The 22,555-nt window shown below is 35.3% G+C and carries 36 protein-coding genes; 29 read left to right on the top strand and 7 right to left on the bottom strand.

Annotated features, from left to right (window positions below; translation table 11 throughout):
* The first annotated feature begins 7 nt into the window (after positions 1-7).
* From rpsS to FJ651_RS08295, 28 genes are all read left to right on the top strand, one after another.
* A complete protein-coding gene (gene rpsS / locus FJ651_RS08430) occupies positions 8-286 on the top strand; it encodes a 30S ribosomal protein S19 (RefSeq protein ID WP_140990068.1) in 279 nt (92 codons plus the stop codon).
* An 8-nt stretch (positions 287-294) separates the two neighbouring features.
* Positions 295-702 (top strand): 50S ribosomal protein L22, encoded by a 408-nt coding sequence (gene rplV, locus FJ651_RS08425; RefSeq protein ID WP_140990067.1) that lies wholly within the window; start codon positions 295-297, stop codon positions 700-702.
* A gap of 9 nt (positions 703-711) precedes the next feature.
* Positions 712-1,428, top strand: coding sequence for a 30S ribosomal protein S3 (gene rpsC / locus FJ651_RS08420; RefSeq protein ID WP_140990066.1), 717 nt, complete (start codon positions 712-714; stop codon positions 1,426-1,428).
* Between the two features lie 18 nt (positions 1,429-1,446).
* Positions 1,447-1,866: a 50S ribosomal protein L16 gene (gene rplP, locus FJ651_RS08415; protein ID WP_140990065.1), complete on the top strand. Its 420-nt coding sequence runs from the start codon at positions 1,447-1,449 to the stop codon at positions 1,864-1,866.
* Positions 1,867-1,878: 12 nt separating this feature from the next.
* Positions 1,879-2,073 carry a 50S ribosomal protein L29 gene (gene rpmC / locus FJ651_RS08410; protein WP_140990064.1) on the top strand — a complete coding sequence of 65 codons (195 nt, stop codon included), beginning with the start codon at positions 1,879-1,881 and terminating at the stop codon, positions 2,071-2,073.
* A gap of 14 nt (positions 2,074-2,087) precedes the next feature.
* Entirely contained in the window at positions 2,088-2,348 is a 261-nt protein-coding gene (rpsQ, locus tag FJ651_RS08405) for a 30S ribosomal protein S17 (RefSeq protein WP_140990063.1), read from the top strand.
* A gap of 2 nt (positions 2,349-2,350) precedes the next feature.
* Positions 2,351-2,719: a 50S ribosomal protein L14 gene (gene rplN, locus FJ651_RS08400; RefSeq protein ID WP_140990062.1), complete on the top strand. Its 369-nt coding sequence runs from the start codon at positions 2,351-2,353 to the stop codon at positions 2,717-2,719.
* A 12-nt stretch (positions 2,720-2,731) separates the two neighbouring features.
* Entirely contained in the window at positions 2,732-3,043 is a 312-nt protein-coding gene (gene rplX, locus FJ651_RS08395; RefSeq protein ID WP_140990061.1) for a 50S ribosomal protein L24, read from the top strand.
* A 4-nt stretch (positions 3,044-3,047) separates the two neighbouring features.
* Complete coding sequence (rplE, locus tag FJ651_RS08390) at positions 3,048-3,599, top strand: 50S ribosomal protein L5 (protein WP_140990060.1); 552 nt, start codon at positions 3,048-3,050, stop codon at positions 3,597-3,599.
* A 2-nt stretch (positions 3,600-3,601) separates the two neighbouring features.
* Positions 3,602-3,871: a 30S ribosomal protein S14 gene (rpsN, locus tag FJ651_RS08385; protein ID WP_140990059.1), complete on the top strand. Its 270-nt coding sequence runs from the start codon at positions 3,602-3,604 to the stop codon at positions 3,869-3,871.
* 67 nt (positions 3,872-3,938) lie between these two features.
* Positions 3,939-4,337 carry a 30S ribosomal protein S8 gene (gene rpsH / locus FJ651_RS08380; protein WP_140990058.1) on the top strand — a complete coding sequence of 133 codons (399 nt, stop codon included), beginning with the start codon at positions 3,939-3,941 and terminating at the stop codon, positions 4,335-4,337.
* 12 nt (positions 4,338-4,349) lie between these two features.
* Positions 4,350-4,892, top strand: a complete 543-nt coding sequence (gene rplF, locus FJ651_RS08375) for a 50S ribosomal protein L6 (protein ID WP_140990057.1) — start codon at positions 4,350-4,352, stop codon at positions 4,890-4,892.
* Positions 4,893-4,902: 10 nt separating this feature from the next.
* Positions 4,903-5,259 (top strand): 50S ribosomal protein L18, encoded by a 357-nt coding sequence (gene rplR, locus FJ651_RS08370; protein WP_140990056.1) that lies wholly within the window; start codon positions 4,903-4,905, stop codon positions 5,257-5,259.
* Positions 5,260-5,265: 6 nt separating this feature from the next.
* Positions 5,266-5,790 (top strand): 30S ribosomal protein S5, encoded by a 525-nt coding sequence (gene rpsE, locus FJ651_RS08365; protein WP_140990055.1) that lies wholly within the window; start codon positions 5,266-5,268, stop codon positions 5,788-5,790.
* 11 nt (positions 5,791-5,801) lie between these two features.
* Positions 5,802-5,984 carry a 50S ribosomal protein L30 gene (rpmD, locus tag FJ651_RS08360; RefSeq protein ID WP_140990054.1) on the top strand — a complete coding sequence of 61 codons (183 nt, stop codon included), beginning with the start codon at positions 5,802-5,804 and terminating at the stop codon, positions 5,982-5,984.
* 12 nt (positions 5,985-5,996) lie between these two features.
* A complete protein-coding gene (gene rplO, locus FJ651_RS08355) occupies positions 5,997-6,449 on the top strand; it encodes a 50S ribosomal protein L15 (RefSeq protein WP_140990053.1) in 453 nt (150 codons plus the stop codon).
* A gap of 11 nt (positions 6,450-6,460) precedes the next feature.
* Positions 6,461-7,813, top strand: a complete 1,353-nt coding sequence (gene secY / locus FJ651_RS08350) for a preprotein translocase subunit SecY (protein ID WP_140990052.1) — start codon at positions 6,461-6,463, stop codon at positions 7,811-7,813.
* Positions 7,814-7,817: 4 nt separating this feature from the next.
* A complete protein-coding gene (infA, locus tag FJ651_RS08345; RefSeq protein WP_011710675.1) occupies positions 7,818-8,033 on the top strand; it encodes a translation initiation factor IF-1 in 216 nt (71 codons plus the stop codon).
* A 38-nt stretch (positions 8,034-8,071) separates the two neighbouring features.
* On the top strand, positions 8,072-8,188 hold the full coding sequence (gene ykgO, locus FJ651_RS08340; protein WP_008269159.1) for a type B 50S ribosomal protein L36: 117 nt from the start codon (positions 8,072-8,074) through the stop codon (positions 8,186-8,188).
* 2 nt (positions 8,189-8,190) lie between these two features.
* Positions 8,191-8,565, top strand: coding sequence for a 30S ribosomal protein S13 (gene rpsM / locus FJ651_RS08335; protein WP_140990051.1), 375 nt, complete (start codon positions 8,191-8,193; stop codon positions 8,563-8,565).
* A 103-nt stretch (positions 8,566-8,668) separates the two neighbouring features.
* On the top strand, positions 8,669-9,052 hold the full coding sequence (rpsK, locus tag FJ651_RS08330; RefSeq protein ID WP_140990050.1) for a 30S ribosomal protein S11: 384 nt from the start codon (positions 8,669-8,671) through the stop codon (positions 9,050-9,052).
* Between the two features lie 103 nt (positions 9,053-9,155).
* Entirely contained in the window at positions 9,156-9,761 is a 606-nt protein-coding gene (gene rpsD / locus FJ651_RS08325) for a 30S ribosomal protein S4 (RefSeq protein ID WP_140990049.1), read from the top strand.
* Between the two features lie 20 nt (positions 9,762-9,781).
* On the top strand, positions 9,782-10,774 hold the full coding sequence (locus FJ651_RS08320) for a DNA-directed RNA polymerase subunit alpha (RefSeq protein WP_140990048.1): 993 nt from the start codon (positions 9,782-9,784) through the stop codon (positions 10,772-10,774).
* 64 nt (positions 10,775-10,838) lie between these two features.
* On the top strand, positions 10,839-11,345 hold the full coding sequence (gene rplQ, locus FJ651_RS08315; protein WP_140990047.1) for a 50S ribosomal protein L17: 507 nt from the start codon (positions 10,839-10,841) through the stop codon (positions 11,343-11,345).
* 86 nt (positions 11,346-11,431) lie between these two features.
* Positions 11,432-12,529 (top strand): glutamine-hydrolyzing carbamoyl-phosphate synthase small subunit, encoded by a 1,098-nt coding sequence (gene carA / locus FJ651_RS08310; RefSeq protein WP_140990046.1) that lies wholly within the window; start codon positions 11,432-11,434, stop codon positions 12,527-12,529.
* Between the two features lie 149 nt (positions 12,530-12,678).
* The gene (gene eno, locus FJ651_RS08305) at positions 12,679-13,965 is read left to right on the top strand and encodes a phosphopyruvate hydratase (protein ID WP_140990045.1); all 1,287 of its coding nucleotides are present in this window, start codon (positions 12,679-12,681) and stop codon (positions 13,963-13,965) included.
* Positions 13,966-14,173: 208 nt separating this feature from the next.
* On the top strand, positions 14,174-15,460 hold the full coding sequence (locus FJ651_RS08300; RefSeq protein ID WP_140990044.1) for a citrate synthase: 1,287 nt from the start codon (positions 14,174-14,176) through the stop codon (positions 15,458-15,460).
* A gap of 62 nt (positions 15,461-15,522) precedes the next feature.
* Positions 15,523-16,434 (top strand): dimethylarginine dimethylaminohydrolase family protein, encoded by a 912-nt coding sequence (locus FJ651_RS08295; RefSeq protein ID WP_246085338.1) that lies wholly within the window; start codon positions 15,523-15,525, stop codon positions 16,432-16,434.
* On the opposite strand, the gene FJ651_RS08290 is transcribed toward FJ651_RS08295, so the two are convergent.
* The 6 genes from FJ651_RS08290 to rsfS all read right to left on the bottom strand — a co-directional run bounded on the left by FJ651_RS08290 (position 16,435) and on the right by rsfS (position 21,338).
* Positions 16,435-16,701 carry an acyl-CoA-binding protein gene (locus FJ651_RS08290; protein WP_140990042.1) on the bottom strand — a complete coding sequence of 89 codons (267 nt, stop codon included), beginning with the start codon at positions 16,699-16,701 and terminating at the stop codon, positions 16,435-16,437.
* A complete protein-coding gene (locus FJ651_RS08285) occupies positions 16,698-17,351 on the bottom strand; it encodes a phosphatidylserine decarboxylase family protein (RefSeq protein ID WP_140990041.1) in 654 nt (217 codons plus the stop codon). Before FJ651_RS08285 ends, FJ651_RS08290 begins: the two co-directional genes overlap by 4 nt.
* Positions 17,341-18,162 carry a phosphatidate cytidylyltransferase gene (locus FJ651_RS08280; protein ID WP_140990040.1) on the bottom strand — a complete coding sequence of 274 codons (822 nt, stop codon included), beginning with the start codon at positions 18,160-18,162 and terminating at the stop codon, positions 17,341-17,343. Before FJ651_RS08280 ends, FJ651_RS08285 begins: the two co-directional genes overlap by 11 nt.
* Positions 18,163-18,768 (bottom strand): LUD domain-containing protein, encoded by a 606-nt coding sequence (locus FJ651_RS08275; protein WP_140990039.1) that lies wholly within the window; start codon positions 18,766-18,768, stop codon positions 18,163-18,165.
* Positions 18,769-18,881: 113 nt separating this feature from the next.
* Positions 18,882-20,960, bottom strand: coding sequence for an ATP-dependent zinc metalloprotease FtsH (gene ftsH, locus FJ651_RS08270; RefSeq protein ID WP_140990038.1), 2,079 nt, complete (start codon positions 20,958-20,960; stop codon positions 18,882-18,884).
* Between the two features lie 6 nt (positions 20,961-20,966).
* Positions 20,967-21,338: a ribosome silencing factor gene (rsfS, locus tag FJ651_RS08265; protein WP_140990037.1), complete on the bottom strand. Its 372-nt coding sequence runs from the start codon at positions 21,336-21,338 to the stop codon at positions 20,967-20,969.
* Positions 21,339-21,423: 85 nt separating this feature from the next.
* Here rsfS and FJ651_RS08260 point away from each other — a divergent pair, with 85 nt between their 5' ends.
* A complete protein-coding gene (locus FJ651_RS08260; RefSeq protein ID WP_140990036.1) occupies positions 21,424-22,158 on the top strand; it encodes a biotin--[acetyl-CoA-carboxylase] ligase in 735 nt (244 codons plus the stop codon).
* On the opposite strand, the gene FJ651_RS08255 is transcribed toward FJ651_RS08260, so the two are convergent.
* Positions 22,155-22,550 (bottom strand): SRPBCC domain-containing protein, encoded by a 396-nt coding sequence (locus FJ651_RS08255; RefSeq protein WP_140990035.1) that lies wholly within the window; start codon positions 22,548-22,550, stop codon positions 22,155-22,157. The two genes, FJ651_RS08260 and FJ651_RS08255, sit on opposite strands and share 4 nt — an antisense overlap.
* Positions 22,551-22,555: the final 5 nt, after the last annotated feature.

Here is a 22,555-nt window from a genome sequence, read left to right as displayed (position 1 = left end):
AAGTAATATGGCACGTTCATTAAAAAAAGGACCCTTTATCCATTATAAGTTAGAGAAGAAAGTTGCTGAAAATGTAACTTCAAACAAGAAAACTGTTATCAAAACATGGTCAAGAGCCTCTATGATATCTCCGGATTTCGTTGGTCAAACCATAGCTGTTCATAACGGACGTCAGTTTGTACCTGTTTATATAACTGAAAACATGGTAGGTCATAAGTTAGGAGAATTTTCACCAACGCGCTCGTTTAGAGGTCATGCCGGTGCTAAAAACAAAGGTAAAAAATAAATAGCGCTATGGGAACTCGTAAAAAGGAAATGGCAGAAGCTATCAAAGCTGAAAAGAAAAACATTGCTGTGGCAAAGCTTAATGACTGTCCGACGTCACCAAGAAAGATGCGTTTGGTTGCAGATTTGGTAAGAGGTCAGAAAGTTGATAAGGCGCTTCAGATTTGTAAATTCAGCCAAAAGGAAGCTTCACGCAGATTAGAAAAACTTTTACTATCGGCCATTGCCAATTGGCAAGCTAAAAATGAAGATGCAGATGTAGAAGGTGCAGATTTATTTGTAAAAGAGATAAGAGTTGATGGCGGAACTATGTTAAAACGCCTTCGTCCTGCCCCACAAGGTAGAGCACACAGAATTAGAAAGAGATCTAATCACGTAACTGTTGTATTAGACGCATTAAATAAAACACAAAGCTAGGAGAATAGTATGGGACAAAAGACAAATCCAATCGGAAATCGTTTAGGTATTATCAGAGGATGGGAATCTAACTGGTACGGTGGAAACGACTATGGCGATAAACTCGCTGAAGACGATAAGATTAGAAAATACGTTCACGCACGTTTATCTAAAGCTAGTGTTTCGAGAGTAATTATAGAGCGTACTCTTAAACTTGTAACCGTTACTATCACTACTGCAAGACCCGGTATTATTATTGGAAAAGGCGGACAAGAGGTAGACAAGTTAAAAGAAGAGCTTAAAAAAATTACAAACAAAGAAGTTCAGTTAAATGTTTTTGAAATTAAAAGACCTGAACTTGACGCATTTCTTGTAGCATCAAGCGTGGCGCGCCAGATTGAAAGTAGAATTTCATATAAGCGTGCTATTAAAATGGCAATCGCAGCTACAATGAGAATGAATGCTGAAGGAATTAAAATCCAGATTAGTGGTCGATTGAACGGTGCTGAAATGGCGCGTTCAGAGCACTTCAAAGAAGGAAGAATTCCTCTATCAACTTTTAGAGCCGATATAGATTATGCTTTAGTAGAAGCACATACCACTTATGGTAGACTTGGTATTAAAGTATGGATCATGAAAGGCGAAGTATATGGTAAAAGAGAACTTTCTCCGTTAGTAGGTTTATCTAAAAAACAAGGTGGAAAAGCTGCAAGTGCCAGCAATTCAAAACCACGTCGTAGAAAGTAATTTTAAAGTTTTAAGACAATGTTACAACCAAAAAGAACGAAGTTTCGTAAAGTCCAAAAAGGAAAAATGAAAGGTAATGCCAACAGAGGTCATTTACTTTCAAACGGTATGTTCGGTATAAAGTCACTAGACGAAAGTTTTGTTACAGCGCGTCAGATTGAAGCTGCTCGTATTGCTGCAACAAGATATATGAAAAGAGAAGGTCAGCTTTGGATAAAAATATTCCCAGACAAGCCAATTACCAAAAAACCATTAGAAGTACGTATGGGTAAAGGTAAAGGTGCGGTAGAATATTGGGTGGCCATTGTTAAACCAGGTAGAATGTTGTTTGAAGTTGCAGGTGTGCCTTTAGATGTAGCTAAAGAAGCACTAAGACTTGCTGCACAAAAGCTACCGGTTAAAACAAAGTTTATCATCGCTAGAGATTACGAAGCTTAATATTTAGGAATTATGAAGCAATCAGAAATTAAACAGCTTTCGTTAGCTGAACTACAAGAAAAACTTGTAGAAAGCAAAAAAGGCTACGCCGATTTAAAATTAGCTCACGGTATTTCGCCGTTAGAAAATCCAATTCAACTGCGTTCTTTAAGAAGAACTGTAGCGAGATTGGCAACAGAAATAACAAATAGAGAATTTCAACAATAGTATTCTGCTGAAATATGGAAGTAAATAGAAATTTAAGAAAAGAACGTATTGGTGTTGTTACTAGTAACAAAATGCAGAAATCTATTGTGGTTTCTGAAGTTAAAAAAGTAAAGCACCCCATGTATGGTAAATTCGTTTTAAAAACGAAAAAATACGTTGCGCACGATGAAACCAATGACTGCAATATTGGCGATACAGTAAAGATCATGGAAACAAGACCTTTAAGTAAAAACAAATGTTGGAGATTAGTAGAAATAATTGAAAGAGCTAAGTAATTATGGTACAGCAAGAATCAAGATTAAAGGTGGCCGATAATACCGGTGCTAAAGAAGTTTTAACTATTAGAGTATTGGGCGGCACTAAAAGACGTTATGCGTCTGTAGGTGATAAAATTGTAGTTTCGATTAAAGAGGCTACTCCTAATGGAAACGTTAAAAAAGGTTCAGTATCAACAGCAGTAGTTGTGCGCACCGTAAAAGAAGTTAGAAGACCAGATGGTTCTTACATCAGATTTGATGATAATGCTTGTGTATTATTAAATGCACAGGGAGAGATGAGAGGAACACGTGTTTTTGGTCCCGTAGCAAGAGAATTACGTGACAAACAATTCATGAAAATTGTATCATTAGCACCAGAAGTGCTTTAAGATTTAAACAAAATGACAAAGTTTAAAATTAAAACAGGAGACACCGTAAAGGTAATTGCCGGAGATCACAAAGGGTCTGAAGGTAAAGTACTTAAAGTGTTATTAGATAAAAACAAAGCCATCGTAGAAGGTGTTAATGTTATAAAAAAACACACCAAGCCAAGTGCGCAAAACCCACAAGGTGGTATTGTTGAAAAAGAAGCACCAATTCACGTTTCTAACTTGTCTTTGTTAACAAAGAAAGGTGAAACAACCAGAGTTGGTTTTAAAATGGAAGGCGATAAAAAAGTAAGATTCGCTAAAAAATCAAACGAAGTAATTTAGAGTTATGAGTTACGTACCAAGATTAAAACAAGAATATAAAGACAGAGTTATAGCCTCTCTTAAAGAAGAATTTGGTTATAAAAATGTTATGCAAGTACCTAAACTACAAAAAATTGTAGTCTCTAAAGGTGTTGGTGCTGCAGTAGCTGATAAAAAGCTAGTAGATTACGCAGTAGATGAGCTGACTAAAATTACCGGACAAAAAGCGGTTGCTACCATTTCCAAAAAAGACGTTGCGTCCTTTAAGTTACGTAAGGGTATGCCAATTGGTGCTAAAGTGACACTTAGAGGTGAGCGCATGTACGAATTTTTAGATAGATTGGTAACTTCTGCATTACCTCGAGTAAGAGATTTTGGTGGTATCAAAGCTACCGGATTTGATGGTAGAGGTAATTATAACTTAGGTATCACTGAACAAATCATTTTCCCTGAAATCGATATTGATAAAATCAACAAAATATCAGGAATGGATATCACTTTTGTGACATCTGCAGAAACAGACAAAGAAGCGAAATCGCTATTAGCAGAACTAGGACTACCTTTTAAAAAGAATTAATTATGGCTAAAGAATCAATGAAAGCCCGTGAGGTTAAAAGAGCAAAAACTGTAGCTAAATACGCCGAAAAGCGCAAAGCTTTAAAAGAAGCTGGTGATTATGAAGCGTTACAAAAACTACCAAAAAATGCTTCTCCCGTAAGAATGCACAACCGTTGCAAACTTACCGGCAGACCAAAAGGCTATGTTAGACAGTTTGGTATTTCGCGCGTAATGTTGCGTGAAATGGCTAACAAAGGATTAATTCCCGGAGTTAAAAAGGCTAGCTGGTAAAGAATATTAACTGGTTTAAGGTTCGATAAAAAACTGATTCGAAAACCAAAACCGTAAATTTATAATTATGACAACAGATCCAATCGCGGATTATTTAACAAGAATTAGAAACGCAGTGAATGCCGGCCACAGAGTGGTTGAAATTCCAGCCTCTAATTTGAAAAAAGAAATAACTAAAATATTATTCGATCAAGGATATATTTTAAGTTACAAATTTGATGACTCTAGTGTTCAAGGAACCATTAAGATTGCTCTTAAGTATTCTAAAGAGACCAAAGAACCGGTTATCAAAAAAATTCAAAGAATTAGTACACCGGGTTTGCGTAAGTACGCCGGTGCCAACGAAATGCCAAGAATATTAAATGGCTTGGGTATTGCTATAGTATCTACCTCTCATGGCGTGATGACGGCTAAACAAGCACATCGTGACAATGTTGGTGGTGAATTATTGTGTTACGTATACTAAAAACGGAAAGAAATGTCTAGAATAGGAAAAAACCCAATAACAATTCCACAAGGAGTAACAGTAGAAGTAAAGGAGAACCTAGTTACTGTTAAAGGTAAACTGGGAGAATTAACCCAAGAATTTGAAAACGTAAGTATTTCAATAGAAGATAATACGATTACCTTAGAACGCCCAACCGAAAGTAAAGATCACAAGTCTAAACACGGTTTATACAGAGCTTTAATCAATAACATGATTGAAGGCGTATCTAATGGATGGACAAAGCAGTTAGAATTGGTTGGAGTTGGTTATAGAGCTTCAAACCAGGGTAATAAATTAGATTTAGCATTAGGATTTTCTCACAATATCATCTTAGATGTTGCACCTGAAGTGAAAGTGGAAACAATTTCAGAAAAAGGTAAAAATCCAATTATAAAATTAACCTCTCACGACAAACAATTAGTTGGCCAAGTAGCTGCTAAGATACGTGGATTTAGAAGACCAGAACCTTACAAAGGTAAAGGTGTTAAGTTTGTTGGTGAGTTAATTAGAAGAAAAGCAGGTAAATCAGCTTAATAGTTTAGTTATGGCATTGACAAAGTACGAAAGACGAATAAGAATTAAAAACAGAATTAGAAAAGTGGTATCTGGTTCAACCAGCAGACCAAGATTATCTGTTTTTAGAAGCAATAAAGAAATTTATGCTCAAATTATAGATGATCAAAACGGTAAAACTATTGTTGCGGCTTCATCTAGAGATAAAGATTTTGCGAAGGCAAAAGGCAACAAATCTGATATTGCTGCTTTAGTGGGAAAATCTTTAGGAGAGAAAGCTGTGAAAGCAGGTCTTGAATCGATTTCATTTGATCGTGGAGGCTACCTTTATCACGGAAGAGTTAAATCATTAGCAGATGGCGCAAGAGAAGCCGGACTTAAATTTTAAACTATTATGTATCAAAAATATAAAAACGCAGAGCTTGTAAAGCCGGGTGGTTTAGAACTAAAAGACAGATTGGTTGGTGTGCAACGCGTAACCAAAGTAACTAAGGGTGGTAGAGCTTTCGGTTTTTCTGCCATAGTTGTGGTAGGAGACGAAGCAGGAATCGTAGGCCATGGTCTAGGGAAATCAAAAGATGTTTCTACAGCTATCGCCAAAGCAATCGAAGATGCTAAGAAAAACTTAGTTAGAATTCCTTTAGTGAAAGGTACACTGCCTCACGAACAAAAAGGTAAATTCGGCGGTGCTAGAGTAAATATTATTCCTGCCGCACCTGGTACCGGTGTAATTGCCGGTGGTGCCGTGAGAACGGTACTCGAAGCAGTTGGTGTGCATGATGTATTATCTAAATCTCAAGGTTCATCAAATCCTCACAACGTAGTAAAGGCAACATTTGATGCATTGTTACAATTAAGAGATGCCAGAACTATTGCTCGCGATAGAGGTATTTCTTTAGAAAAAGTTTATAACGGTTAATATCAAGGATCATGGCTACAATTAAAGTTAAAAAAGTAAAAAGTGCTATTAACCGCCCTAAAAGACAAAAAGACACGCTAATTGCTTTAGGTCTTAAAAAAATTGGTCAGGTTGTTGAGCACGAGGCTACACCTAGCATTATAGGTATGGTAAAAAAAGTTGAACATTTAGTTTCTATAGAGGAAACAAAATAATACTTAATAAGAATGGATTTAAGTAATTTAAAACCTGCAGAAGGTTCAGTAAAAAATCAAGGGAAACGCGTTGGTCGCGGTCAAGGTTCCGGCAAAGGCGGAACTGCAACACGCGGTCATAAAGGTGCTAAGTCACGCTCAGGATATTCTAAGAAATTAGGATTTGAAGGTGGACAAATGCCTTTGCAAAGACGTGTGCCAAAATTTGGTTTTAATAATATCAATCGTATAGAATACCAAGGTATTAATCTTGATACGCTACAACAATTGGTTGACGAGAAAAAAATAAAAGATGCTGTAACAGTTGAAACATTTATCCAGCTTGGTCTTTGCACTAAGAATGATCTTGTAAAAATCTTAGGTCGTGGCGAACTAAAATCAAAACTTAATGTAACAGCACATAAATTTACCGCAACAGCAAAAGCAGCAGTAGAAGCAGCTGGTGGTGAAGCAGTAACTTTATAATTCTTTTGGCAATGAAGATAATAGAAACACTTAAAAACGTTTGGAAAATAACAGAGTTAAAAGATCGAATTATTTTAACATTAGGTCTTTTGCTTGTATATCGTTTTGGTGCTCAAGTTGTATTGCCAGGAATTGATGCAAGTAAATTAGGCGGTTTAGCCGAAGGTACTGAAGGAGGTATTTTAGGACTTCTTGTTGCTTTTACCGGTGGTGCTTTTGCAAACGCTTCTGTGTTTGCTCTTGGTATTATGCCTTATATATCTGCCTCGATTGTAGTGCAGTTAATGGGTATAGCCATTCCTTATTTACAAAAGCTTCAAAAGGAAGGTGAAAGCGGTCGTAGAAAAATCAATCAAATTACCAGATGGCTAACTATTGCCATCTGTTTGGTGCAAGCTCCGGGTTATTTGGCAAGTTTAACTACGCTAGGTGTTCCGCCTGATGCCTTTTTGCTTGGTCAAGGTGGTGTTTTTTACTTTTCTTCGGTAGTTATCCTTGTTACAGGCTGTATTTTTGCGATGTGGCTTGGTGAAAAAATCACTGATAAAGGTATTGGTAATGGGATCTCATTATTAATTATGGTAGGCATCATTGCAACTTTACCGCAATCATTTATTCAAAATGCCCTTTCAAGGTTGAGTGGTACAGGTGGTGGCGGACTAATGATGATTTTAATAGAATTGGTTATTTGGTTCGTAATTATATTGGCTTCAATTATGTTGGTAATGGCAGTTAGAAAAGTTGCCGTACAGTATGCAAGAAGAACTGCCGGTGGTGGTTTTGAAAAAAATGTTTTCGGTAGCAGACAGTTTTTGCCATTAAAATTAAACGCATCCGGTGTAATGCCAATTATTTTTGCTCAGGCTATAATGTTTGTGCCTAGTTTAATTGGTGGTACGGATATGTTGAAAGATACCGGCGTTGGTGCTTGGTTGCAAACACAATTCTCTGACATGTTTGGTTTAACCTACAACATTGTATTTGGATTGTTAATTATTGTGTTTACATACTTCTACACTGCGATTACAGTACCAACTAACAAAATGGCAGACGATTTAAAACGAAGTGGTGGATTTATCCCTGGTATTCGTCCGGGAACTGAAACTGCTGAGTATTTAGATAAAATTATGTCTCAAATAACCTTACCTGGCTCTATATTTTTGGCGATTATTGCAGTATTTCCTGCGATTATCGTGAAAATCGTAGATGTGCAGGCGGGATGGGCATTGTTTTTTGGTGGTACATCTTTACTAATTATGGTTGGTGTTGCCATTGATACAATGCAGCAAATAAATGCGTATTTATTGAATAAGCATTATGATGGCTTGATGAAAAGCGGTAAAAATAGAAAAGCAATAGCTTAGTATTATGGCAAAACAAGCAGCAATAGAACAAGATGGCACTATTATAGAAGCATTGTCTAACGCAATGTTCAGAGTTGAATTAGAAAACGGTCACGTTGTAACTGCTCACATTTCAGGTAAAATGCGTATGCACTATATCAAGTTGCTTCCGGGCGACAAGGTAAAACTTGAAATGAGTCCTTACGATTTGACAAAAGCAAGAATTACTTACAGATATTAATTTTTAATTATTATCTAAACTAAAAACAATATTAAGCGATGAAAGTTAGAGCATCAGTTAAAAAAAGAAGTGCCGATTGTAAGTTGGTACGCCGTAAAGGAAGACTTTACGTTATTAATAAAAAGAATCCAAGGTTCAAACAAAGACAAGGGTAATTATGGCAAGAATTGCAGGTGTAGACATACCAAAACAAAAAAGAGGAGTTATTGCGTTGACTTATATCTACGGAATAGGTAAAAGCAGAGCGCAAGAAATTTTAGCCAATGCTAAAGTAGACGAGAACACCAAAGTACAGGACTGGACAGACGACGAAATAGGAAACATTCGTGAGGCTGTTGGTACTTACACTATTGAAGGTGAATTGAGATCTGAAATTCAATTAAACATTAAGCGTTTAATGGATATCGGTTGTTACAGAGGTATTCGGCATAGAGCCGGACTTCCATTAAGAGGTCAGCGTACCAAGAATAACTCTAGAACTAGAAAAGGTAAAAGAAAAACGGTTGCTAACAAGAAAAAAGTAACTAAATAATAATAGACATTAGTCATTAGTGTTTGGTGTTAGATGAATCTGCTTGAAATAGAAATGTTTAGGATTCTAACAACTAAAAACTAACAACTACAAACTAAAATTTATGGCAAAGTCAAGTACAAAAAAGCGTAAAGTTATTGTTGAAGCAAATGGTGAAGCACACATCGCTGCATCATTCAACAATATTATTATCTCTTTAACTAACAAAAAAGGTGAGGTGATTGCATGGTCATCGGCCGGTAAGATGGGTTTTAGAGGTTCTAAGAAAAATACACCTTATGCAGCGCAATTAGCTGCCGAGGATGCAGCCGGTGTGGCTAAAGAAGCAGGTCTTAAAAAAGTAAAGGTTTACGTAAAAGGACCTGGAAACGGAAGAGAGTCTGCAATTAGATCTATCCACAATGCAGGTATTGAAGTATCAGAAATTATTGATGTTACACCATTACCACACAACGGATGCAGACCTCCAAAAAGGAGAAGAGTATAATTTTTTTTAAAATTTAATAATTAAGTATAACAGAGAAATTGTTAATCTTTTGAAGGATGAGATAAGACCTTAATTCAAAAGAGATTTCTCAAAAAATGTAAAAATGGCAAGATATATTGGTCCTAAAACAAAAATAGCTAGAAAATTTGGTCAGGCTATTTACGGAGATGACAAGGCTTTCGAAAAAAGAAACTATCCTCCTGGTCAGCACGGTGCTAACAAGCGTCGTGGTAAAAAATCTGAGTATGCTGTCCAGTTAATGGAAAAGCAAAAAGCGAAATACACTTATGGTGTGTTAGAGCGTCAGTTTAGAAATATGTTTAAAAAAGCAACTTCTTCTAAAGGTATTACAGGTGAAGTGCTTTTACAATTGTGTGAATCTCGTTTAGATAATGTGGTCTACAGAATGGGCATCGCACCAACCAGAAGTGCTGCAAGACAACTAGTGTCTCACAGACATATTACAGTGAATGGTGAGAAAGTGAACATTCCATCCTACCAAGTTAAAGCCGGTGATGTGATCGCTGTTAGAGAGAAGTCAAAATCTCTTGAGGCCATTCAAAACTCGCTGTCTAATGCAAGTCAAGTGTACGAATGGATTACCTGGAATAATGATAAAATGGAAGGTACATTCGTATCTGTTCCTGCAAGAATTCAAATTCCTGAGCAAATCAACGAACAATATATAGTAGAATTATACTCTAAGTAATAACTGATACAAAACATACTATGGCAATTTTAAATTTTCAGAAGCCCGATAAAGTAATAATGATCGATTCAACCGATTTTGAAGGTAAATTTGAATTTAGACCTTTAGAACCGGGATATGGATTAACAGTGGGAAATGCCTTAAGAAGAGTTTTGTTATCTTCTTTAGAAGGTTTTGCTATCACCTCTGTAAGAATTGAGGGTGTGGATCACGAATTTTCAACCATCTCTGGTGTTGTTGAAGACGTTACCGAAATCATCCTTAACCTGAAACAATTGCGTTTTAAGAGACAAATAGATGAAATTGACAACGAAACTGTTACAATTTCAATCTCTGGTCAAGAACAAATTACAGCCGGTGATTTTCAAAAATTTATCTCCGGTTTTCAGGTATTAAATACAGATTTGGTAATTTGTAACTTAGATCCTAAAGTTTCTATCAACATGGAAATCACTATCGAAAAAGGTAGAGGATATGTGCCTGCTGAAGAAAACAAAAAGGCTTCTGCCTTAATGGGAACTATTTTCACAGATTCTGTTTATACACCAATTAAAAACGTAAAGTACAGCATTGAAAACTTTCGTGTTGAACAAAAAACGGATTACGAGAAATTAGTTTTTGAAATAAAAACTGATGGTTCTATTCGTCCAAAAGAAGCTTTGACCGAAGCTGCTAAGATTCTTATACATCACTTTATGTTGTTTTCTGACGAGCGTATAACCCTCGAAGCAGACGAAATAGCACAAACTGAAACTTATGACGAAGAATCACTTCACATGAGACAGTTGCTTAAAACAAAATTAGTTGATATGGATCTGTCTGTAAGAGCCCTTAACTGCCTTAAAGCAGCCGAAGTGGATACCCTTGGAGATTTGGTATCATTCAACAAAAACGATTTAATGAAATTTAGAAATTTTGGTAAAAAATCTTTAACCGAATTAGAAGAACTTGTAAATATAAAAGGTCTTAATTTTGGTATGGATTTAACAAAATACAAATTAGATAAAGACTAACTCATCATAGTTTGCTCTCCGCAAAAGGCGGATTGATGCAAGATGATGATTAATAATTAAAGTCATGAGACACGGAAAAAAAGTAAATCACTTAAGTAGAAAAACAGCTCACAGAAAATCAATGTTGGCCAATATGGCTTGTTCATTGATTGAGCACAAGCGCATCAACACAACTACTGCAAAAGCAAAAGCTTTAAAGCAATTTGTTGAGCCGCTAATCACTAAATCTAAAGAAGATACTACGCACAACAGACGTATTGTGTTTTCCAGATTAAGACAAAAAGAAGCTGTTACTGAATTATTCAGAGACGTTGCCGCTAAAGTAGGTGACAGACCGGGCGGATATACCAGAATTATAAAATTAGGTAATCGTTTAGGTGATAATGCTGATATGGCCATGATAGAATTGGTAGATTACAACGAAATCTACAATGCAGCCAATCCAGCTAAGAAAACTACAAGAAGAAGCCGAAGAGGAAAAGGTGGTAATGCAGCTGCTACTGCTGCTACTGTTGCAGCCGCACAGGTAGCCGAAACAACTAAAACCGAAGCTTCAAACGAAGAAGAATAAATGTTAATAAGCATTGAATATAAAAAGGATAATCTGTTTAAGGTTATCCTTTTTTTTATGCAATTTTGTAAAAATTTTAGTGATAAATGAAGTATTCTAAAAAACTAAATGCAGTGGTCATCCTTGAAGATGGCACAATTTTTCACGGTAAGGCCATAGGTAAACCCGGGACATCGTTTGGTGAGGTATGTTTTAATACCGGAACTACAGGATATCAGGAAATATTTACCGATCCTTCATATTTTGGTCAAATAATGGTAACTACCAATGCCCATATTGGTAATTATGGTGCTACCAATTTAGACACAGAATCAGATTCGGTAAAAATTGCCGGGTTGGTTTGTAAAAATTTCAGCTTTAACTATTCAAGACCGGCAGCTGAAGAATCTCTCGAATCTTTTTTTGAAAAACACCAAACCTTTGTGGTTTGCGATGTAGATACCAGAGCATTGGTAAGCTATATAAGAGATAATGGTGCCATGAATGCAGTTATTTCAACTCAGGTTGATGCTGTTGATCAACTGAAGAAACAATTGGCTATGCAGCCATCAATGAAAGGCCTAGAGTTGGCATCAAAAGTTTCGACTAAATCTCCCTATTTCTTCGGAAATGAAAATGCCAAATATAAAATCGCTGCCTTAGACATAGGTATTAAAAGAAATATTTTGAATAATCTGGCAAAACGTGACGCTTATATTAAGGTGTTCCCGTATAATGCAACTTTTGAAGAAATGAAGGCCTTCAAACCCGATGGTTATTTTATTTCTAACGGTCCCGGTGACCCTGAACCATTAAAAGAAGCTCAGAAATTTGCTAAATGTGTACTTAAAGAAAACCAACCACTGTTTGGTATTTGTTTAGGACATCAAATTATTGCGCTAGCAAATGGTATTTCTACCTATAAAATGCACAATGGACATAGAGGGATTAACCATCCTGTAAAGAATTTACATACAGGTAAGGGTGAAATAACATCTCAAAACCACGGTTTTGCCATTAGTCGTGAAGAAACAGAAAGCCATCCCGATATTCAAATCACGCATGTGCATCTTAATGATGATACGGTTGCGGGCATTAAATTAAAATCTAAAAAATGTTTTTCTGTGCAATATCATCCCGAGGCTAGCCCGGGCCCACATGATTCCACTTATTTGTTCGATGAATTTATTTCAATGCTGAATTAAATTTTGCATTTTTTTGAATAAATGAAGCTTTCAACTAAGGATTTTATTTCACTAAAACCTTTAAGTAAGATATTACCGTAAATATGATGTTAAGCAGTTTAATATACTTTTCCATTTTGTAATTTTGTAATTAATAAAAAAAATAAATTATGAGTATTATTTTAAGCATTCATGCCCGTCAAATATTTGATTCAAGAGGAAACCCTACAGTAGAGGTTGATGTAGTTACCGAGAATGGTGTTCTTGGTAGAGCTGCAGTACCTTCAGGTGCTTCAACCGGAGAGCATGAAGCCGTAGAATTACGCGATGGCGGAAAGAGCTATATGGGAAAAGGAGTTTTAAAAGCTGTTGAAAATGTCAATACCGTTATTGCCGAAGAATTACTAGGAATTTCTGTTTTTGAACAAAATTTTATCGATCAAACCATGATCGAGTTAGATGGTACGCCTAATAAATCAAAACTAGGTGCCAATGCCATACTTGGTGTTTCTTTAGCAGTCGCAAAAGCAGCAGCTAATGAACTTAATTTACCGTTATTTAGATACGTTGGTGGTGTTTCCGGTAATACCTTGCCTTTACCAATGATGAACATCATTAATGGCGGCTCTCATAGTGATGCACCAATCGCTTTTCAAGAATTTATGATTATGCCTGTTAAGGCTACAAGTTTTACCCATGCTATGCAAATGGGTACCGAAATTTTTCACAACCTTAAAAAAGTATTACACGATAGAGGCTTAAGTACCGCAGTTGGAGACGAAGGCGGATTTGCACCAACATTAGATGGTACAGAAGACGCCCTGGACACAATTGCTTTGGCAGTTGAAAAAGCTGGTTATAAGTTTGGTGAAGACGTGATGATTGCTTTAGATTGCGCTGCTGCCGAATTTTATGTAGACGGAAAGTATGACTATACAAAATTTGAAGGCGAATCTGGTAAAATTAGAACTTCTGAAGAGCAAGCAGACTATTTAGCAGAGTTGTCGGAAAAATATCCAATTATTTCTATTGAAGATGGAATGGATGAAAACGACTGGGACGGATGGAAATATTTAACCGAAAAAATCGGTAAAAAAGTTCAGCTGGTAGGTGACGATTTGCTGGTAACAAATGTTGAAAGATTGTCAAAAGCAATTAAAAATGGCATTGCAAATTCTATTTTGATCAAGGTAAATCAAATAGGTACTTTAACCGAAACTATTGCAGCTGTAAATATGGCGCATAATGCAGGATATACTTCGGTAATGTCGCACAGATCAGGTGAAACAGAAGATAATACTATTGCGGATCTTGCGGTGGCCCTGAATACCGGACAAATTAAGACCGGTTCTGCCTCCAGAACAGATAGAATGGCCAAATACAATCAGCTTATCAGAATTGAGGAGGAATTAGGAACAACAGCGTATTTCCCAGGAAAAAACGCTTTCAAAATTTAAAATAGATCTTTAAGTTATAAAAACCCTTTCAGTTAGCTGAAAGGGTTTTTTATTTTCTAGTAACGAAAAAATTATCCTTAATTTTTTATTTGATTTTAAATCCTTTTATTACCAACAAATAACTCTAAAACTGATGTTAAGTTGTTAAAAAAATAGTGAGATATTTCGTAATTTTACAATCCAACACTAAATTATATAAAATCATCATATGTCAAACAAAGCTATATTAGAAATTAACGGAGAAAAACACGAATTACCAGTCATAAAAGGTACTGAAAATGAATTAGCTATTGATATTATAAATTTAAGATCAGCTACCAAAGGAGTCATAACCATTGATCCCGGTTACAAAAATACAGGCAGTTGCGAAAGTGCCATTACATTTTTGGAAGGTGACAAAGGAATTTTAAGATATAGAGGTTATTCAATCGAGGAATTAGCTGAAAAGGCAACTTTTTTGGAAGTGGCCTATTTGTTAATTTTCGGCGAATTACCAACTCGGGAACAACTCACCAAATTTCACAATGATATTAAAGGGCAATCTGTAGTAGACGAGGACGTCAAAAAAATTCTAGACGCATTTCCAAAATCTGCTCACCCAATGGGCGTATTAGCCTCTCTTACATCAGCTCTTACTGCTTTTAATCCGTCTTCGGTTAATGTGAATTCTGAAGAAGACATGTACAAGGCCATAGTTAAAATAATGGGTAAATTCCCGGTATTGGCTGCTTGGACGCTGCGTAAAAGGAATGGTTTGCCGTTAGATTATGGCGACCGTTCACTAGGATATGTTGAGAACATTTTAAAAATGATGTTTAAACAGCCCAATGAAGATTACACTCTAAACCCAATCTTGATAAACGCGCTTGATAAATTATTAATTCTTCATGCAGACCACGAGCAAAACTGCTCTACGTCCACAGTAAGAATTGTTGGTTCTTCACATGCCGGATTATTTGTATCTCTGGCTGCCGGAGTTTCAGCGCTTTGGGGTCCCTTGCACGGTGGAGCTAATCAGGCAGTTTTAGAAATGCTTGAAGCTATCAAAGAAGACGGAGGAGATACCAAAAAATACATGGCTAAGGCCAAAGATAAAGACGATCCATTCAGATTAATGGGGTTTGGTCACAGAGTTTACAAAAACTTTGATCCGAGAGCTAAAATTATTAAGAAGGCTGCCGACGAAGTGCTTGCAAATTTAGGTGTTGAAGATCCTATTCTCGACGTTGCTAAAGGTTTAGAGAGAGAAGCTTTAGAAGATTCATACTTTGTAGATCGTAAGTTGTACCCTAATGTAGATTTTTATTCAGGTATTATTTACCGCGCTATGGGCATACCTGTTGAAATGTTTACAGTTATGTTTGCTTTGGGAAGATTACCCGGATGGATTGCACAATGGAGAGAAATGAGACTTAATAAAGAGCCTATAGGTAGACCGAGACAAATTTATACCGGTGCCACTTACAGGAAATTTAAATCTATAGACGAACGCTAATTAAATATTAGCTTAAAAAAACTTCATAATTTATTATGAAGTTTTTTTTGTATCATGTAGTTATGAAATTAAACATAAAAAACGAAACTTCGCGACTCCGGTCTGTGGTTTTAGGAATCGCTAATAACAATGGCCCAATACCGGTGCCAGAAGCGTGTTACGACCCAAAAAGTAGGCTTCATGTATTAAACGGTACCTATCCTAAGGAAGCCGATATGATTAGAGAATTAGAAGAAGTTGCTAAAGTTTTTGAAAAATACAATGTTGAAGTTTACAGACCCAAGATTATTGAAAATTATAACCAAATCTTTGCAAGAGATATTTGTTTTGTGATTGAAGACAAAATATTTCTTGCTAATATTTTACCCGATAGAGAACGAGAAGTAGATGCCATTGAGCATGTTTGGTCTCAGGTTGAAAAATCAAATAGGATAAGACTTCCAGAGGATTGTCATATTGAAGGTGGAGATGTTATGTTGTGGAATGAATATATTTTTATAGGAACTTATTTAGGTAGTGACTACGCAAATTTTATTACTGCCAGAACCAATATGGCAGCTATAAACGCTCTAAAGACTTATTTTCCACACAAAAAAATTAAATATTTTAATTTAAGGAAATCCAATACCGACCCTTATAATAATGCACTGCACTTGGATTGTTGTTTTCAACCCGTTGGAAAAGACAAAGCCATTATTCATAAAAATGGTTTTTTAGACGAAGAAGATTATAAATGGTTGTTAGATTTCTTCGGAAAGAAAAACGTCTTTGAAATTGACAAGCAGGAAATGTATGATATGAATAGTAATATCTTTTCAATTGATGAAAACACCGTCATTTCTGAAGTCAATTTTATTCGCTTAAATAATTGGCTTGAAGAACTCGGGTTTACAGTAGAAAAAGTTAACTACGCCGAAATAGCCAAGCAAGAAGGGTTGTTGCGTTGTACTACCTTACCTTTAATTAGAGATTAACTATTTTCTATATAGAAAGTAGTGGTCCACTAGTTTGATGTATTCCATTTTTGCTTCAGACGGACTTACATTTTGTACCTGAAACAGGGCATTGGTTTTAAAGGCGTTAATTATTGGTTTACGACTGCCGGGTCTTTCGTAATTATTAGTTGCTTTTTTGTAATAGGCGTAAAGTCTTAATAACAAATCTGCTGGAAATGGATCTGTATGTGCGTTAACGCGTTCTACGGCGTCATCAAAGGCTTTATCTAATTCTGCTTCTGTCATTCTAAAGTTGCAATAACGGTTTCGCCACCTGTAACTTTTTGGTTAAGTTCTACCTTAATATTAGAATGTAAAGGTAAAAAAACATCTACTCGCGAACCAAATTTAATAAAACCAGAATCGGCACCTTGTTTAACTTGCGAGTTTTCTTTAGCGTAATTAACAATTCTTCTTGCCAAAGCACCTGCAATTTGTCTGTATAAAATCTTTCCAAAGTCTTTATTTTCTACAACCACAGTAGTGCGTTCGTTCTCTTCACTAGATTTTGGATGCCAGGCAACCAAATATTTACCGGGATGATATTTGCTGTAAACTACTTTACCTCCAGTTGGATATCTGGTTACATGCACATTAATAGGAGACATAAAAACAGAAATCTGCAGGCACTTTTCATTTAAATATTCATTTTCAAAAACTTCTTCAATAACCACTACTTTTCCGTCTACCGGACTTAAGATATGATCATCGTTAACATGTGTATTTCTTTTTGGATTTCTGAAAAATTGCAGGATTAAAACTAGAAATGATACTGCAATGAGCATTGTGACAGTTCTTAACCAGCTGATTGTTATAAAATAATCGATGGTAAAAATCAGTATCACCGTAATTAACATCGAAAAAAATATTATTTTTTGTCCTTCTTTATGAAACATAATCAACAATTCTTAAAAATAAATATATAAAAGGTGCTGCAAATATAATGCTGTCAAGTCTATCCAGCAATCCGCCGTGTCCGGGCATCAATACACCACTGTCTTTTACTTTAGCTTGCCTTTTAAATTTTGATTCAATTAAATCTCCTAGGGTGCCAAATACGCTTATAATAATTGCTAAAAAAAGCCAGTTGGTTGAACTTAAATCTTTATTAAAAATATAAACAATATAGCTGGTGACGCAGGCAAAAAACAAACCTCCTAAAAACCCTTCAACTGTTTTTTTAGGAGAAACGCTTTCAAACAGTTTTTGCTTTCCAAAATTTTTACCTATTAAATAAGCAAAGGTATCGTTTACCCAAACTAGCACAAAACTTACCAACACATAAACAGGTGTAAACTCATGGTTGAAGTTACCTATTAGACTCAAAAAAATAAAGCCACTGCTAAGGTAAAAAATAGTTAAAATAAAGCGCTTTGAATGGAAAAGGGGGATAGTTTTTTCTGAAAATAAATCCTTTATGAGTAATAATAACACAAAAATGGTAATGACTAATAATACTTTTATAGCTTCATCTAAAACTTCTGTAGAACTGAAAAGCACGTTCCAAAATCCAAAAATAGCATAAAGTGAAATAAAAATCACATAAGAAATTGGGTGCTTTAAATTGATAAGTTTTTTAAATTCAATTAAGCAAATCATACCAAAAACAAACAGTAAAATAACAAGGGTATACGGCCAATTTAAAGCAAAAAGCAATAAACTTGCATAAATTATACCCGAAACGCCTCTGGTTACTAAATCCTTCATTTAAAGGTCTTCAAGAAGAAGTAAGTATAGGTTTTTGCTACTACTGCCATAAGACATAAAATCTTTGTCTTCTATAGCTTTAAAATGTTTAATGGTGGTAATATTTGTCGGGATTTTTTCATGGCTTTTATGTTTAATTCCTTTTAAGCCGTCGCCAATATTTTCAACCAGTTGGCTTGTAGTGGCGTAAACAATGAAATTAGGGGGCAATTCTTTTAATTTTTTTTCTGCTATTTGATTTGATGATATCAACAATGAGCCATCATCAGAAATTAAATATTCACAAGTTGTAATAAAGAAATCAACGTCTAATGATTGCTTATTAGATTGAAAATTAAAAGAAGAAAATAATTTTTTAAGTCGGTCATCATAAACCAATGCCCTTTTATTTTCCCAATTGTTTTCTTCCAATATATGTTCAAGACTTTGGTAAACTTCTTCCATAGTTTCGCAATACAAAAACTTTCCACCGTTTGACTTGAAATTTATGGTAAATCTTTCATCTACGGGGAGTTTTACTTGAGGCATATATTTTCCTCTCTCTTCGTTTTGTATATTTTTTTCGGAACTACTTTTTATACCGAAAATTTTACGAAATAAACTCATGTATTATGCGCTATTAATCAAATTCTCTCAGAGAATTTATCAAATATAAAAAAACTTAAATTAACGCAAGATTAATTTAAGTTTTTTGTAATAATCAAACACTAATATTATTATTAAGGTTGTTCTTCTTTTTCTTCTGAAACCGGGTTCTCGGTATTTGTTTCTGCTTCTTGGGTATTTTTTTCGTTAGCAGAATCGGTTTTATCGGTTTCCAAATTTTCAACGGTTTTTTTCTTTTCCTCAGCTTCTTTTTTAAGTAATTCTTCTTCTTGAAGATCTCTGGCAAATGTTCTCTTTCCGAAGATTTTTTCTAAGTTATCCTTGAAAATCACTTCCTTTTCAAGAAGAACCTCTGCCAGTTGTGTTAATTTATCTTTGTTTTCTTCAAGAATTTTGATAGCTCGTTTGTACTGAGTTTCTATTAATTCTGAAATTTCTCTATCAATAAGTTCAGCAGTTTGCTCGCTATATGGTTTTGTAAAACCATACTCAGACTGTCCACTTGAATCGTAATAGGTTAAATTTCCAATTTTATCGCTCAAGCCGTAAATAGTTACCATAGCTCTAGCTTGTTTGGTAACTTTTTCTAAATCACTCAAGGCCCCGGTTGATATTTTATCAAAAATAACTTTTTCGGCAGCTCTACCTCCCATGGTGGCGCACATTTCGTCCAGCATTTGTTCGGGTCTAACAATAAGTCTTTCTTCTGGTAAGTACCAGGCTGCACCAAGCGATCTTCCTCTTGGAACTATAGTTACCTTTACCAATGGAGCTGCGTGCTCAAGCATCCAGCTAACAGTTGCGTGTCCGGCTTCATGAAATGCCACAGCTCTTTTTTCATCTGGAGTGATAATTTTATTTTTCTTTTCTAATCCACCAATAATTCTATCAACAGCATCTAAAAAGTCTTGTTTGGTCACTTCTTTTTTACCTTGTCTGGCTGCAATTAATGCTGCTTCATTACACACATTAGCAATATCTGCTCCGGAAAATCCCGGTGTTTGTCTTGCCAGAAAATCAACATCTAAGTCGTTTGACCGTTTTATTGGTCGTAAGTGTACTTCAAATATTTCCTTACGTTCTCTAATATCCGGCAGGTCAACATAAATTTGTCTGTCAAATCTGCCTGCACGCATTAATGCCTTATCTAAAACATCGGCACGGTTGGTGGCGGCTAATACAATTACATTTGTGTTGGTGCCAAAACCGTCCATTTCGGTTAATAACTGGTTGAGGGTATTTTCTCTTTCGTCGTTTGATCCTGAAAAGTTGTTTTTTCCTCTAGCTCTACCAATAGCATCAATTTCATCGATAAAAATGATGGACGGAGATTTTTCTTTCGCTTGTTTAAATAAGTCTCTTACTCTTGAAGCGCCAACACCAACAAACATTTCAACAAAGTCTGAACCAGATAGTGAGAAGAAAGGTACTTTAGCTTCACCTGCAACAGCTTTTGCCAATAGTGTTTTCCCTGTTCCCGGAGGTCCAACCAACAAAGCACCTTTTGGTATCTTACCCCCAAGAGATGTGTATTTATCTGGACTCTTTAAAAAATCAACTATTTCTTGTATTTCTTCTTTAGCACCTTCCAGTCCGGCAACATCTTTAAATGATGTTTTGGTATCGATTTTTTCATCGAATAGCTTCGCACGAGATTTACCAATATTAAAAATTTGCCCACCTGCACCACCTGCGCCACCAGCCGACATTCTTCTCATGATAAAAATCCAAACACCAATGATAAGTATAAATGGTAATAAGGATAGAAACAAATCTCCCCACACATTTGATTCTGTTTCGAACTGTAGCCTGGTGTTTAGATTAAATTCAGTGATGGTATCTGTTACCTGCTTTTCAAAATTTTCAAGGCTGCCAATTTCAAATGTGTAGTTAGGACCTTGAGCGGTAGTTGGGAAAACACTTCTTGGAATGGCTTTTCTGTGAATTTCTTTATTCTGCGCCTCAGAGGTTAAATACACTCTGGCTATTCTTTTATTTACCACTTCAACTTTATTGATGTCTCCTTCTTTAAGAAACTCAATAAATTGGGCAACAGTTGTTTTTTCAGCACTCTGAGAGCTTAAGCCACTAGAGAACAATTGTAAAGCCAAAAATAAGGCAATGATGCTGCCGTAAATCCACATTGGATTTAATTTTGGCTTGTTGTTTGAATTTTTATCTTCTTTTTTCATGCAATTTTAGTAACTTGTTTGTATTTGTGTGGATTTAGCGTCTCCCCAAAGACTTTCAATATCATAATACGCTCTTATATGTTTCTGGAATACGTGAACAACCACGTTTACATAGTCTATAAGTACCCATTCGGCATTTTCTTCACCTTCTACATGCCAAGGTTTATCTTTAACTTCTCTGCTAACTTTTTTTTGTATTGAATTTACAATGGCACTTACCTGTGTATTAGATGTTCCTTCGCAAACAACGAAGTAATCGCAAACTGTGTTCTCAATTTCGCGTAAATCTAAAATGTTTATTTCTTGTCCTTTAACATCTTCTATACCACCAATTATAGCTGTAATTAATTGATCTGCCGTTATTTTATTTTTCGTCATTAAAATCCTTTAAATTTTGTGCAAAGTTATTATTTTTTTGTTTCTTTTAAACCTCTTAAAATCATAAGATAATTATAAAACTTAAATGACTATAATCAAACTTAATGCCACCCATTCTACCAACAGTTATATGCGCCAACTTTTGGCCACTAAAGAGTTGGAAGATTATTCGGTAGTTTGGACCTTAAATCAAACCAGAGGTAGGGGTCAAATGGGTACGGTATGGAGCTCTCAACCCGGTAAAAACCTTACAATCAGTATTTATAAGGATGTTTCATGGCTAGGAATTTCAAATCATTTTTTTATAAGTATAGTGGTTTCGTTGGCTTTGATACAAACGCTCAACGAGCTAATGATTATAAATTTAAAAATTAAATGGCCCAACGACATTTTGTCAGACAATAAGAAATTAGGCGGTATTCTTATTGAAAACATCATAAAGAACAATCAATTAAAGGCGTCTATCATAGGAATTGGTCTTAATGTAAACCAAACAAATTTTGATAACCTTCCTCAGGCTTCGTCATTAATAAACATTACTGGAAGAGTTATTCCTTTGGAAGAAATATTAGACAGAGTTTTGATTAATATCAAAGCATCGTTTCTTAAACTTCAAGAAAAACATGCGTTTGATGAACTTAAAAAAAACTATAACAGCACTTTGTTCAGATTAAACAAACCATCGACTTTCAAGGATAAGAACAACAACTTATTTGCTGGTTATATTTATGGTACAGACAAGCAAGGTAACTTACTTGTTTTACTTGAAAATAAAGTAATTAAATCTTTTGGTTTTAAAGAAATAACTTTATTGTATTAAACAGATTTTGGTAGATTTTCGGCCAAAGTTTCGATAAATTTTGTAATCGGATTTTTTATCATCATAGCCATCATAGGGTTGAAGTCTCCTTCAAAAACCAGTTTCACCTCAGACGTTGAATCATCGATAGCCATAATATGTCCGGTGAGATTAAAATCAATTTTTCCACCACCGGCGCCAAGTACAATTTTGTTAGGCGATTCAACTTCTTTTCTTTTTAACACAATTTCGGGCATGCCTTTTAATGCAAACAAAAATTTATCAGTATCTAAAACTTCAAATTTACTAATAGATTCAGGCATTAGCTTTTCAAAATTTTCAATGTTATTCAAAAAATCAAAAGTTTCTTGAGACGACTTATTTATTTTAACTGTTTTAGATTCAATATTCATATTAA

It is taken from the genome of Paucihalobacter ruber, from assembly GCF_006494535.1.
GTDB lineage: Bacteria > Bacteroidota > Bacteroidia > Flavobacteriales > Flavobacteriaceae > Paucihalobacter > Paucihalobacter ruber.
This window is presented reverse-complemented; position numbering and strand designations above follow the sequence as displayed.

Excerpts from the sequence above, each read along its gene's own strand:
- rpsS (WP_140990068.1), top strand. The coding sequence starts at position 8 with ATGGCACGTTCATTAAAAAAAGGACCCTTTATCCATTATAAGTTAGAG.
- rplV (WP_140990067.1), top strand. The coding sequence starts at position 295 with ATGGGAACTCGTAAAAAGGAAATGGCAGAAGCTATCAAAGCTGAAAAG.
- rpsC (WP_140990066.1), top strand. The coding sequence starts at position 712 with ATGGGACAAAAGACAAATCCAATCGGAAATCGTTTAGGTATTATCAGA.
- rplP (WP_140990065.1), top strand. The coding sequence starts at position 1,447 with ATGTTACAACCAAAAAGAACGAAGTTTCGTAAAGTCCAAAAAGGAAAA.
- rpmC (WP_140990064.1), top strand. The coding sequence starts at position 1,879 with ATGAAGCAATCAGAAATTAAACAGCTTTCGTTAGCTGAACTACAAGAA.
- rpsQ (WP_140990063.1), top strand. The coding sequence starts at position 2,088 with ATGGAAGTAAATAGAAATTTAAGAAAAGAACGTATTGGTGTTGTTACT.
- rplN (WP_140990062.1), top strand. The coding sequence starts at position 2,351 with ATGGTACAGCAAGAATCAAGATTAAAGGTGGCCGATAATACCGGTGCT.
- rplX (WP_140990061.1), top strand. The coding sequence starts at position 2,732 with ATGACAAAGTTTAAAATTAAAACAGGAGACACCGTAAAGGTAATTGCC.
- rplE (WP_140990060.1), top strand. The coding sequence starts at position 3,048 with ATGAGTTACGTACCAAGATTAAAACAAGAATATAAAGACAGAGTTATA.
- rpsN (WP_140990059.1), top strand. The coding sequence starts at position 3,602 with ATGGCTAAAGAATCAATGAAAGCCCGTGAGGTTAAAAGAGCAAAAACT.
- rpsH (WP_140990058.1), top strand. The coding sequence starts at position 3,939 with ATGACAACAGATCCAATCGCGGATTATTTAACAAGAATTAGAAACGCA.
- rplF (WP_140990057.1), top strand. The coding sequence starts at position 4,350 with ATGTCTAGAATAGGAAAAAACCCAATAACAATTCCACAAGGAGTAACA.
- rplR (WP_140990056.1), top strand. The coding sequence starts at position 4,903 with ATGGCATTGACAAAGTACGAAAGACGAATAAGAATTAAAAACAGAATT.
- rpsE (WP_140990055.1), top strand. The coding sequence starts at position 5,266 with ATGTATCAAAAATATAAAAACGCAGAGCTTGTAAAGCCGGGTGGTTTA.
- rpmD (WP_140990054.1), top strand. The coding sequence starts at position 5,802 with ATGGCTACAATTAAAGTTAAAAAAGTAAAAAGTGCTATTAACCGCCCT.
- rplO (WP_140990053.1), top strand. The coding sequence starts at position 5,997 with ATGGATTTAAGTAATTTAAAACCTGCAGAAGGTTCAGTAAAAAATCAA.
- secY (WP_140990052.1), top strand. The coding sequence starts at position 6,461 with ATGAAGATAATAGAAACACTTAAAAACGTTTGGAAAATAACAGAGTTA.
- infA (WP_011710675.1), top strand. The coding sequence starts at position 7,818 with ATGGCAAAACAAGCAGCAATAGAACAAGATGGCACTATTATAGAAGCA.
- ykgO (WP_008269159.1), top strand. The coding sequence starts at position 8,072 with ATGAAAGTTAGAGCATCAGTTAAAAAAAGAAGTGCCGATTGTAAGTTG.
- rpsM (WP_140990051.1), top strand. The coding sequence starts at position 8,191 with ATGGCAAGAATTGCAGGTGTAGACATACCAAAACAAAAAAGAGGAGTT.
- rpsK (WP_140990050.1), top strand. The coding sequence starts at position 8,669 with ATGGCAAAGTCAAGTACAAAAAAGCGTAAAGTTATTGTTGAAGCAAAT.
- rpsD (WP_140990049.1), top strand. The coding sequence starts at position 9,156 with ATGGCAAGATATATTGGTCCTAAAACAAAAATAGCTAGAAAATTTGGT.
- FJ651_RS08320 (WP_140990048.1), top strand. The coding sequence starts at position 9,782 with ATGGCAATTTTAAATTTTCAGAAGCCCGATAAAGTAATAATGATCGAT.
- rplQ (WP_140990047.1), top strand. The coding sequence starts at position 10,839 with ATGAGACACGGAAAAAAAGTAAATCACTTAAGTAGAAAAACAGCTCAC.
- carA (WP_140990046.1), top strand. The coding sequence starts at position 11,432 with ATGAAGTATTCTAAAAAACTAAATGCAGTGGTCATCCTTGAAGATGGC.
- eno (WP_140990045.1), top strand. The coding sequence starts at position 12,679 with ATGAGTATTATTTTAAGCATTCATGCCCGTCAAATATTTGATTCAAGA.
- FJ651_RS08300 (WP_140990044.1), top strand. The coding sequence starts at position 14,174 with ATGTCAAACAAAGCTATATTAGAAATTAACGGAGAAAAACACGAATTA.
- FJ651_RS08295 (WP_246085338.1), top strand. The coding sequence starts at position 15,523 with ATGAAATTAAACATAAAAAACGAAACTTCGCGACTCCGGTCTGTGGTT.
- FJ651_RS08290 (WP_140990042.1), bottom strand. The coding sequence starts at position 16,701 with ATGACAGAAGCAGAATTAGATAAAGCCTTTGATGACGCCGTAGAACGC.
- FJ651_RS08285 (WP_140990041.1), bottom strand. The coding sequence starts at position 17,351 with ATGTTTCATAAAGAAGGACAAAAAATAATATTTTTTTCGATGTTAATT.
- FJ651_RS08280 (WP_140990040.1), bottom strand. The coding sequence starts at position 18,162 with ATGAAGGATTTAGTAACCAGAGGCGTTTCGGGTATAATTTATGCAAGT.
- FJ651_RS08275 (WP_140990039.1), bottom strand. The coding sequence starts at position 18,768 with ATGAGTTTATTTCGTAAAATTTTCGGTATAAAAAGTAGTTCCGAAAAA.
- ftsH (WP_140990038.1), bottom strand. The coding sequence starts at position 20,960 with ATGAAAAAAGAAGATAAAAATTCAAACAACAAGCCAAAATTAAATCCA.
- rsfS (WP_140990037.1), bottom strand. The coding sequence starts at position 21,338 with ATGACGAAAAATAAAATAACGGCAGATCAATTAATTACAGCTATAATT.
- FJ651_RS08260 (WP_140990036.1), top strand. The coding sequence starts at position 21,424 with ATGACTATAATCAAACTTAATGCCACCCATTCTACCAACAGTTATATG.
- FJ651_RS08255 (WP_140990035.1), bottom strand. The coding sequence starts at position 22,550 with ATGAATATTGAATCTAAAACAGTTAAAATAAATAAGTCGTCTCAAGAA.